The 9,361-nt window shown below is 72.8% G+C and carries 8 protein-coding genes; 5 read left to right on the forward strand and 3 right to left on the reverse strand.

All coding sequences use genetic code 11. The features are described 5' to 3' along the window. Positions 1-148: 148 nt before the first annotated feature. Complete coding sequence (locus ACWGJO_RS39955; RefSeq protein WP_224284690.1) at positions 149-796, reverse strand: TetR family transcriptional regulator; 648 nt, start codon at positions 794-796, stop codon at positions 149-151. Positions 797-1,244: 448 nt separating this feature from the next. Here ACWGJO_RS39955 and ACWGJO_RS39960 point away from each other — a divergent pair, with 448 nt between their 5' ends. Next, positions 1,245-3,632, forward strand: a complete 2,388-nt coding sequence (locus tag ACWGJO_RS39960; protein ID WP_452190643.1) for an outer membrane protein assembly factor BamB family protein — start codon at positions 1,245-1,247, stop codon at positions 3,630-3,632. A 58-nt stretch (positions 3,633-3,690) separates the two neighbouring features. Here the strand turns inward: ACWGJO_RS39960 and galE are convergent, their stop codons facing one another. Beyond that, complete coding sequence (gene galE / locus ACWGJO_RS39965) at positions 3,691-4,677, reverse strand: UDP-glucose 4-epimerase GalE (protein WP_452190645.1); 987 nt, start codon at positions 4,675-4,677, stop codon at positions 3,691-3,693. Between the two features lie 196 nt (positions 4,678-4,873). Here galE and ACWGJO_RS39970 point away from each other — a divergent pair, with 196 nt between their 5' ends. Continuing rightward, positions 4,874-5,998: a S1C family serine protease gene (locus ACWGJO_RS39970; RefSeq protein ID WP_452190651.1), complete on the forward strand. Its 1,125-nt coding sequence runs from the start codon at positions 4,874-4,876 to the stop codon at positions 5,996-5,998. Positions 5,999-6,133: 135 nt separating this feature from the next. Here ACWGJO_RS39970 and ACWGJO_RS39975 read toward each other — a convergent pair whose 3' ends face one another. Next, positions 6,134-7,303 carry a sensor histidine kinase gene (locus tag ACWGJO_RS39975; RefSeq protein WP_452190653.1) on the reverse strand — a complete coding sequence of 390 codons (1,170 nt, stop codon included), beginning with the start codon at positions 7,301-7,303 and terminating at the stop codon, positions 6,134-6,136. Between the two features lie 339 nt (positions 7,304-7,642). On the opposite strand from ACWGJO_RS39975, the gene ACWGJO_RS39980 reads away from it, so the two are divergent. The 3 genes from ACWGJO_RS39980 to ACWGJO_RS39990 all read left to right on the forward strand — a co-directional run. After that, a complete protein-coding gene (locus ACWGJO_RS39980; RefSeq protein WP_359902891.1) occupies positions 7,643-8,059 on the forward strand; it encodes an NADH-quinone oxidoreductase subunit A in 417 nt (138 codons plus the stop codon). After that, on the forward strand, positions 8,050-8,760 hold the full coding sequence (locus ACWGJO_RS39985) for an NADH-quinone oxidoreductase subunit B (protein WP_452190647.1): 711 nt from the start codon (positions 8,050-8,052) through the stop codon (positions 8,758-8,760). The genes ACWGJO_RS39980 and ACWGJO_RS39985 overlap by 10 nt, the downstream gene beginning before the upstream one ends. Continuing rightward, a partial coding sequence (locus tag ACWGJO_RS39990) for an NADH-quinone oxidoreductase subunit C (RefSeq protein WP_452190649.1) occupies positions 8,757-9,361 on the forward strand: 605 nt, incomplete at its 3' end. The genes ACWGJO_RS39985 and ACWGJO_RS39990, both read left to right, overlap by 4 nt.

A 9,361-nucleotide genomic window follows, 5' to 3' on the forward strand; every position in this document is an offset into this window, starting at 1 on the left:
ACCCTGTCCCGGGTGCCCGCCCACCGGCATGTCTGGCGCGCGTGCGGTACGTCGGCGGACCTCCCCCGAGGACACGGCCGCCGTCCGTCGTTCCCCGGACAGGAGGCCGGGGCTGCGCGCGGAGCGGATGATGGGTCGGAGAACGGTCCTACTTGGGCGCCTTCTTGCCGGTGACGCCCAGGTACACCAGGGGAGCGAGGTTGGGCTTGAGGTCCTTGACCTTGACGCCCCAGGAGGTGAAGGCCTTCTGGTGCTCGGCCGCCGAGGCGAGCAGCGAGACCAGGGCCCCGGCCACGGCGTTCGGATCGAGCGACTTGTCGGCCTGACCCTTCGCCTGGAGTTCCTTGACGGCCTCCGCGAGTGGCTTGGCGACCGCGTTGAGGACCGTCATGCGGATCTTGAAGAACCGCTTGTCCCCTTCGGCGGCACCGAGCGTGACCACTCGGAGAATGGCGTCGTTCTTGCGCCAGAAGGCGAGGAATCCGTCGACCAGTTCTTCCGAAGTGGTCGGTCCGGACTTCCCTGCCCAGGACTTTCCGGCCACCAGCTCTTTGAGCTGGTCGGCGTCCTTGGCCATTTCCTCGGCGATTTCGAGGACAGCGCCCTCGACATCCGGGAAGTACTGGTAGAAGGTCGCGGGGGAGGTACCCGCCATACGGGCGACGTCGATGACCTTGACGTCCCGATAGGGCGACGTGCTGAGCATCTCGCGGAGGCAATCGAGCAGCTTCTGCCGCGTCTCCTGTCCGCGTCGCCCGGCGACGCGACCGTCGACGGTGCGAACTTGTCCTGTCATGCCGTCAGCTTACCGTGGCACGATCTTGGCGCGATTCGGTGATGCGACTATTACTCCGCACGGGGGTTGGTATAGCGGCATGAACCACTTCGGACGGATATTCACCGGGCTTCGAAGCCCCTCTTGAAGCCCCCCCGTGTGCTTTTGACCTCACAGCGTGACGGCGAGTCCGCTGAGGGGTGGTTGTGTGACAGAGCGTGACGACGGCCGAAGGGTGCGGTCCCGTCCGGAAGTGGACGGTCCGTGGCTCCGGGCGCAAGCCGCCCCCGGAGCGGGCGTCAGGATCCGGCCGTTCCGTCCTCGCTGGTCAGAGGGCTGTCCGGGGCGTCGTCCGGGCCCGGACGACGGGTTCCGGGGGATGGGGGAGGTTGGATATGCGTAGGACGGCATTGGAGAATCGGGTCCGGCACCACGCGGCGGGTGCGGACAACGGGGAGGTGGCAGCGGAGTGGACCAGCTGACGGCGCACGATCCGAGGCGGATCGGGCCCTTCGAGGTGCTGGGGCGGCTCGGCGCGGGTGGGATGGGGCTGGTCTACCTGGCGCGTTCCGCGTCGGGGCGGCGGGTGGCCATCAAGACCGTGCGGGGTGAGCTGGCCGAGGACGAGCTGTTCCGGGTCCGCTTCGCCCGGGAGATCGCGGCGGCCAAGACGGTCGGCGGCTTCTACACGGCGGCCGTGGTGGACGCGGACGCGGACGCCCGGGTGCCCTGGCTGGCCACCGCGTACATCCCGGCCCCCTCGCTGGAGGACCTGGTCGAGGACTGCGGCCCGCTGCCGGTGGAGGCCACCCGCTGGCTGGTCGCCGGCATCGCGGAGGCCCTCCAGTCCATCCACGCGGCCGGGCTGATCCACCGCGACCTCAAGCCCTCCAACGTCCTGGTGGTCGAGGACGGCCCGAAGGTGATCGACTTCGGCATCGCGGCCGGGGTGTCCAGCACCCGGCTCACCATGACCAACGTCGCGGTCGGCACCCCCGCCTACATGTCCCCCGAGCAGGCCCGGGACAGCCGTACCGTCCGGGGCGCCAGCGATGTCTTCTCGCTCGGCTCGCTGATGGTCTTCTGCGCCACCGGGCACCCGCCCTACCGGGGCTCCAACCCCGTCGAGACGGTGTTCCAGCTGCTGCGCGAGGAGCCGGACCTGACCGGCATGCCGCCGGAGCTGATGGACCTGGTCCGCGCCTGCATGCAGCAGGCCCCCGAGCGCAGGCCCACCCCGGCGCAGATCCAGACCGAGCTGGCCCCGCACCTCTTCTCCCGGGACGACGCCTCCGGCGAGGCCGGGGAGTGGCTGCCGGCCAACGCGCTGGAGCTGATCGAGCGCAAGCGGGGCCGCCGTCCGGCCGCCCCGCCGTCGCGCCCGCCGGCCGGCCCGGCCCAGCCGCCCCCGCATCCCCAGGGCCCGCCCGCGCACGTCCCGCCCGCCCACGTCCCGCCGCAGCACCTCGGGCCGGCCGACCCGCGCACCAACCCGGGCGGGCGGCACGCCCAGTCGCCGGCCGGGCCGGTGCACAGCCTGCCGCAGCCGGGCCCGCACTCGGACGCCGAGATCCCGACCGCGAAGATCGCCTCCCCGAACCGGCACCGGGCGCCGACCGGCGGCTCCGTCGAGGTGCAGCTGTCCGGTGCCTCGGTGCGGATAGGCCCGGGCCCGCGGGCCGAGTACGAGCAGCCCGGCCCGAGCACCGCCCCGGCCACGACCGACTGGGTCCGCCGGGCCCCCACCCCGCCGCCCGCGCCGGTCGCCCGCTGGCGCCCCTGGCGGTTCCGGATGTCCAACGACGTCTGGGGCACCCCGGTGGTCGCGGACGGCACGCTCTTCGTCTCCAGCTTCGAGGTGCACGCGCTGGACATCGCCTCCGGCGAGCGCCGCTACAAGACCCGGGACGTCGCCTGGGCGCTCGCGGTGGACGCCGGCCGGGTGCACGCGGCGGACGGCCCGCACCTGTACACCGTGGACGCCGCGGACGGCACCGAGCGCTGGCGCACCTCGCTGGACGGCTGGGTCTACTCGCTCTCCGCCGCCGACGGCGTGCTCTGCTGCGGCATCAGGGGCGGCGGCGTCCAGCTCCGCTCGGCCGCCAACGGCGCCGAGCTGTGGCGCGCGGACGACGCCCAGCAGGACTACGAGAACCCGCAGTCCGGCCCGGTCCTGGTGGGCGGCGCCGCCTACTACTACGGCGGCGGGCGGCTGCGCTGCGTCGACCCGCGCGGCGCGGGCCTGCGCTGGTCCTTCCCGGTCGGCGAGGACGTGCCCTCGCACCCGGTGGAGCGCGGCGGCGTGCTGTACGTGTCGGCCGGCACCCGGGTGTACGCGCTGGACGCGGCCAGCGGGGTCGAGCGCTGGCGCTTCGAGGCCCCGGTGGTGCTGTTCACCCCGCCCGCCCTGGACGCCGACGCGGTCTACGTGGCCGACTACCTGGGCACGGTCTACGCGCTGGACGCGGCCACCGGCCTGGACCGCTGGCGCGGGGTCACCGGCCGCCGCCAGGGCGCCGACCCGGTGGTGGTCGCGGACGGCATGGTGCTGGTCGGCAACGGCGAGGTGCTGTACGCCTTCGAGGCGGCCGGCGGCCGGGAGCGCTGGCGCTACACCGCCCGCGGGGAGATCGTCGGTTCCCCGGCGGTGGCCGACGGCCTGGTGCACCTGGGCAGCCGGGACCACTCGCTGCACACCCTGGACCTGGCGAGCGGTCAGCTGCGCTGGGAGCTCGGCACCAAGGGCGAGCTCACCGGCTCGCCGGTGGCGGTCGGCGGCCGGGTCTTCGTCGGCTCCAAGGACCGCTGCGTGTACGCGCTGGACGCCTTCTACGGCACGGCGGTGCCCGCCCGCTGAACCGCGGGGCGGACACCGCCGGGTCGGCGCCGCCGGAGCGGCGGCGCCGGGTCGGGCCTCAGGCCTTGCGGGCCCCGGGGTGGCGGCTGCACCAGCCGTCCCACGCGGAGGAGACCATCTCCGTCACGTCGTGACGGGCGGTCCAGCCCAGCTCGCGGTGGATCAGGTCGGCGGAGGCCACCACGCGGGCCGGGTCGCCGGCGCGGCGCGGGGTCACCTCGGCGGCGGTGTCGTAGCCGGTGACCTTGCCGATCACCTCCAGCATCTCCTTGACGCTGACGCCCTCGCCGCGGCCGATGTTCAGCACCAGCGAGGTCGCGCCGGCCGGGTCGGCGGCCATCCGCTTGGCGGCCGCCACGTGCGCCGAGGCGATGTCGGAGACGTGGATGAAGTCGCGGACGCAGGTGCCGTCCGGGGTCCGGTAGTCGTCGCCGAAGATCCGCGGGGCCTCGCCGGCGGTGAGCCGCTGGAAGACCATCGGGATCAGGTTGAAGACTCCGGCGTCGGAGAGCTCGGGGGAGGCGGCGCCGGCCACGTTGAAGTAGCGCAGGGCCACGGTGGACATGCCGTGGGCCTTGCCGGCCGCGGCGACCAGCCACTCGCCGGCCAGCTTGGTCTCGCCGTACGGGCTCATCGGGGCGCAGGGCGTGGACTCGGTGACCAGGTCGACGTCCGGCATGCCGTAGACCGCGGCGGAGGAGGAGAGGAGGAAGCGCTTCACCCCGCCCTCGGCGGCGGCCTCCAGGACGGTCTGGAGGCCGATCATGTTCTCGCGGTAGTACAGGAAGGGCTGCTCGACGGACTCGCCGACCTGCTTCTTGGCGGCGAAGTGCAGGATGCCCTCGATGCCGTGTTCGCGGATCGCGGCGTCCAGGGCGGCGCGGTCCAGGGTGGAGCCCTCGATCAGGGGGACGCCGGCCGGCAGCCGGGAGGCGTCGCCGGTGCTGAGGTCGTCCAGGACGGCGACGCGCTCCCCGGCGTCGAGCAGCTGTCGGACGACGTGTCCGCCGATGTATCCGGCACCGCCGGTGATCAACCAAGTCATGTGCCGATCCTAGGCGTTCGGATTCGATCGCCACGTTCGGGCGAGTCGGAGCCGCAAAGCGGACAAAACGGTGAAAAGCTGGGCAGGATTTCCGTGCGTCCACACCTGCGCCCGTTCGGCGCGGTGACGAATCGGAGGCAGCCAGGTGCGCCGTCACAAGGAACACGCCAACCCCCTGCCCGTCGGGCCGCGGCCGATCGGGCCGAAGCCGGCGGGCGGGCGGCTGCCGGGGGCCGTCGCGGTGGCGCTGGCGGCCGCGCTGGCACTGGCCGGGTGCAGCAGCGGCACGTCCTCCTCGTCCACCGTCGCCGCCACCGGTCCGTCCCCGGCCGCAGGCTCCCCGCAGGCCGCCTCGTCGTCCGGCCAGTCGAACGGCGGGATCCAGTTGCAGGACGCCTACCAGGCGGTGATCGCCAACGTGCTGCCCTCCGTGGTGCAGATCACCACCGGCGACAGCCTCGGGTCCGGGATCGTCTACGACGACAAGGGCGACATCGTCACCAACGCCCACGTGGTCGGCACCGCGACCACCTTCGCGGTGACCCTCGCCAACAGCACCACGGCGCTGGACGCCGGCCTGGTCGCCAGCTACCCCGACTCCGACCTCGCGGTGATCCGGCTGAACAACCCGCCGAGCGGTCTCAAGCCGGCCAGCTTCGGCGATTCGGGCAAGGTCCAGATCGGCCAGATCACCCTCGCCATGGGCAGCCCGCTGGGTCTCTCCAGCAGCGTCACCCAGGGCATCGTCTCGGCCATCGGGCGGACCGTCTCCGAGCCGCAGGGCCCGGGGTCGCCGGGCGCCACGATCAGCAACATGGTGCAGACCTCGGCGGCGATCAACCCCGGCAACAGCGGCGGTGCGCTGGCCGACCTGGACAGCAAGGTGATCGGCATCAACACCCTCGCCGCGACCGAGCCGCAGACCAACGGCGCGGCCGCCCCCGGCATCGGCTTCGCCATCCCGGCGAGCACCATCACCAACATCGCCGACCAGCTGATCAAGCAGGGCAAGGTGACCAACTCCGGCCGGGCCGCGCTCGGCATCACCGCCCGGACCAGCTTCAACCAGCAGTTCCAGCCCTCCGGCGCGGTCATCGTGGAGGTCACTCCGGGCGGGGCTGCGGCCTCGGCGGGTCTCCAGGCCGGGGATGTCATCACCAAGATCGGCGACACCCAGGTGGACTCGCTGAACGCGCTCACCACCGCGCTCGCCTCGCTCAGCCCGGGCACCAAGGTCACCGTCACCTACACCCGCAGCGGAGCCACCAAGACCGCCGACGTCACCCTCGGCGAGCTGGCAGCCGCCCAGACCTCGCCCTGAGCCCCGGTACGGGGACGCCGGACCGCACGCCGCGCAAGGGTTCAGCGGGCCGGGTGCCGTACCGGACCGGCGCCGGGACCTCGTCTCCGCCTCGACGAGGTCCCGGCGCCCTGCCGTGTCCGGGGGAGGGGCCGCTCAGCGGCGTGCGGCGCGGGTGCGCCAGGGCAGCTCGACGGTGACGGTGGTCGGGCCGCCCTCGGGGCTGTCCACCAGGAAGACCCCGTCCACCGCGCGGATCCGCTCGGCCAGCCCGGCCAGTCCGCTGCCCGGGTAGGGGGCCGCGCCGCCCTTACCGTCGTCCTGGACCAGCACCATCAGCTGGTGCTCCGAGCGCCAGACCTCGACCGAGGCGGAGCGGGCGCCGGCGTGCTTGGAGACGTTGGTCAGCAACTCGCTGACGGTGAAGTAGGCGATGCCCTCGACCGCCGAGTCGGGGCGCTCGGGCTGCCCGTCCGGGCCGGTCAGGTCGACGTTCACCCGGACCCCGCCGGGGACGGTGCAGCGGGCGGCGACCGAGGACAGCGCGGCGTCCAGGCCGCGGTCGGTGAGCACCGCCGGGTGGATGCCGCGGGCCAGGTCGCGCAGCTCCTGGAGGGCCAGCTTCACTTCGCCGTGGGCGTTGTCGACCATCCTGGTGGCGGCCGCCATGTCGTCCTCGGACTCCACCTCGCGCAGCCGCTCCTTGGCCATGCCGAGGTCCATCGCCAGCGCGACCAGCCGGGCCTGGGCCCCGTCGTGCAGGTCGCGCTCGATCCGGCGAAGGTCGGCGGCGGCGGTGTCGACCACGGTTCCGCGGTCGTCCTCCAGCTCGCGCACCCGCTCGGCCAGGGCGCCCGGGAAGAGCAGCGACTCGATCAGGATGCGGTCCACCGCGGCCAGCCCGCGGACCACCCAGGGCAGCACCGGCCAGAGCGCGATCACCGAGATCAGGGTCAGCGCGAAGCTGAGCACGCCCCAGGGCAGCATCAGTACGTTGTAGAGCGCCGAGCGCCAGTTCAGCAGGTCGGTGAGCTGGGCGATGGTGTAGCCGACCAGCCCCGGGCGGCGCGGCTCCACCGGCTGCGGCTCGTCGATCCCGGAGTCGTAGGCCGACCGTGCCCGCCGCCGGCCCAGCGTGCCCAGGGAGCGCGAGAGCGCCAGGCCGCCGGCCAGCAGCGGCAGGCCGATCACGGTGATCGACAGCCCCAGGCCGACCGAGAGCGTGGCCACGGCCAGCACGAAGCCGAAGATGCCGAGCGGCAGGTTGAGCAGCAGTCGTCCGACCTGGTGCCACATCCTTTTGCCGTACAGCGGCTGGCGCTCCATCCGAGCGTCCTGCTCCTTGATGGCGTCCACGGCGCGGTGCAGCGGCTTCATCGGATCTACCGTCCCTCTTCGTCGTGCGGCTGGACCAAGCTTCCCGAACGGCGGGCGGGGGATGCCATGGGGGTGATACATCTTCCCGGCCGGGGGTTAACCCCACCCCCGGGCCCGGTCGCCGGCGGTCCGCCACGGTGTCCACCGGCCGTCTTGCGGACCGAGCAGGTTTCGGGCGGAGCGGAGAGGTCCCCTTAGACTCACGCTTTGGCCATCGTTAGGCCCGTGAGAGTAAACGTCGTAGAACTGTCCTTAGGGCGGGTTCTCGGCCGAGGTGGAGGCGAAGGCATGGAGGGGAAGCACGCGGCTGCCGTCGCGGCCGACCCGGCGGTCGGCAGCGGCTACTTCGACGCGTACGCCGCGATGGGTCTGCTGGCCGTCGTCGGGGTGCTCTTCGTCGCCGTGGCGTTCACCGCCAACCGGCTGCTGCGACCCGTGGTGTACTCGCCCGAGAAGCTCCTCACGTACGAGTGCGGAGTGGACCCGGTGGGTGAGGACTGGGCGCACACCCAGATCCGCTACTACGTGTACGCCTTCCTGTACGTGATCTTCGCGGTGGACGCGATCTACCTGTTCCCCTGGGCGACCGTCTTCGCCACCGCCGGGTACGGCGCCGGAACCCTGATCGAGATGTTCCTGTTCATCGGCTTCCTCGCGGTCGGGCTGCTCTACGCCTGGAAGAAGGGCGTTCTGGAATGGACGTGACGCACTCCCACTCGCACGGCGGCGCCGAGGGCGGTCCCGTTCCGCTCGGCCTGCCGGACCCCGCGCGCCCCGGCGCCGTCGAGCGCCGCGGCATCGGCCCGCTGGCCCGGCTCGCGCCGGACCCGGTCAAGGTGGTGCTCAACTGGGGCCGCCGCTACAGCCTCTGGTGCTTCAACTTCGGCCTGGCCTGTTGCGCGATCGAGTTCATCGCCGCGTCCATGGCCAAGCACGACTTCATCCGGATGGGTGTCATCCCGTTCGCGCCCGGACCCCGGCAGGCTGATCTGATGATCGTCTCCGGGACGGTGACCGACAAGATGGCGCCCGCCGTCAAGCGCCTCTACGAGCAGATGCCCGAGCCGAAGTACGTCATCTCCTTCGGTGCCTGCTCCAACTCCGGCGGCCCGTACTGGGACTCCTACTCGGTCACCAAGGGCGTGGACCAGATCATCCCGGTGGACGTCTACGTACCAGGCTGCCCGCCGCGGCCGGAGGCGCTGCTCCAGGGCATCCTCAAGCTCCAGGAGAAGATCGCCGCCGAGTCCCTGCCGGACCGCTACGCGGCGCCCGCGTCGGCGCTGCGCCGTCCGCTGGTGACCGGGCCCTCGCACGGCACCGGGACGGGTTCCGGGGACGTTCCCGAGACCGGATCCCCGACCGGGGCGCCGGCCGGCTCTTCGACCGAGGGAGGGGTCTCGTGACTTCCGCCGAGCAGTGCGCGGCGTCGGTCGGGGAGTGGGCGACCGGCGCCGAGGCGTACGGGCTGATCACCGTCGACGTCCCGGCCGAGAACTGGATCGAGGCGCTCACCAACGCCCGGGACGTCCTGGGGCTGGGCTTCTTCGACTGGCTGAGCGCCGTCGACGAGCTCGCCGAGGGCTTCTCCGTGGTCGCGCACCTGGCCGCCGTCGAGGCGCCGGGCGTGCGGCACCTCGCGCTGCGCACCCGGGTGCCGCGCGACAAGGCGGCGCTGCCGACCGCCGTCGCCGTCTACGCCGGTGCCGCCTGGCACGAGCGCGAGACCCACGAGATGTTCGGCATCGACTTCCCCGGGCACCCCTACCTCGCCACCCTGCTGCTGCCGGACGGCTTCGAGGGGAACCCGCTGCGCAAGGAGTTCGTGCTCGCGGCGCGGGTCGCCAAGGACTGGCCGGGCGCCAAGGAGCCGGGCGAGTCCGATCACGGCGGCGGGCCGGCCCGGCGCAAGATGCAGCCGGCCGGCGTGCCGGACCCGAACGAGTGGGGGCCGCTCAAGGGCACCCTGCCGCCGGGCGCCGAGCGGCCCGCGCGCGGTGCGCGGGC

The organism is Kitasatospora sp. NPDC054795, assembly GCF_053611565.1.

Excerpts from the sequence above, each read along its gene's own strand:
- ACWGJO_RS39955 (WP_224284690.1), bottom strand. The coding sequence starts at position 796 with ATGACAGGACAAGTTCGCACCGTCGACGGTCGCGTCGCCGGGCGACGC.
- galE (WP_452190645.1), bottom strand. The coding sequence starts at position 4,677 with ATGACTTGGTTGATCACCGGCGGTGCCGGATACATCGGCGGACACGTC.
- ACWGJO_RS39975 (WP_452190653.1), bottom strand. The coding sequence starts at position 7,303 with ATGGAGCGCCAGCCGCTGTACGGCAAAAGGATGTGGCACCAGGTCGGA.
- ACWGJO_RS39980 (WP_359902891.1), top strand. The coding sequence starts at position 7,643 with ATGGAGGGGAAGCACGCGGCTGCCGTCGCGGCCGACCCGGCGGTCGGC.
- ACWGJO_RS39985 (WP_452190647.1), top strand. The coding sequence starts at position 8,050 with ATGGACGTGACGCACTCCCACTCGCACGGCGGCGCCGAGGGCGGTCCC.